Genomic DNA, 347 nt, shown 5'->3' on the forward strand with positions numbered 1-347 from the left:
TGATGAAAAAGGCATCTCAGGAGTTCATGTTACATTGAAAGATAGTAATGGTAATGAATTAGATCATACTACTACAGATGAAAATGGTAGATATCAATTTAATAATTTAGAAGATGGAACATATATCGTTGAATTTTTAACTCCAGAAGGATATACGCCAACAAATGAGAATGCAGGTAACGATGATGAAAAAGATTCAAATGGTTTAACAACAACAGGTGTTATTAACGGTGCTGATAACTGGACATTAGACAGTGGATTTTATAAAACACCTAAATATAGTCTTGGAGATTACGTATGGTTAGATAAAAACAAAGATGGAATTCAAGATAATGATGAAAAAGGCA

At 31.1% G+C, this 347-nt stretch carries 1 protein-coding gene; it reads left to right on the forward strand.

Going from position 1 to position 347, the window contains the following annotated elements:
- A partial coding sequence (locus HMPREF3270_RS05885; protein WP_176746713.1) for an SdrD B-like domain-containing protein occupies nt 1-347 on the forward strand: 347 nt, incomplete at both ends.

Origin of the sequence: Staphylococcus sp. HMSC65H10 (assembly GCF_001839185.1) — a bacterium.
GTDB classification, from domain to species: Bacteria; Bacillota; Bacilli; order Staphylococcales; family Staphylococcaceae; genus Staphylococcus; species Staphylococcus simulans.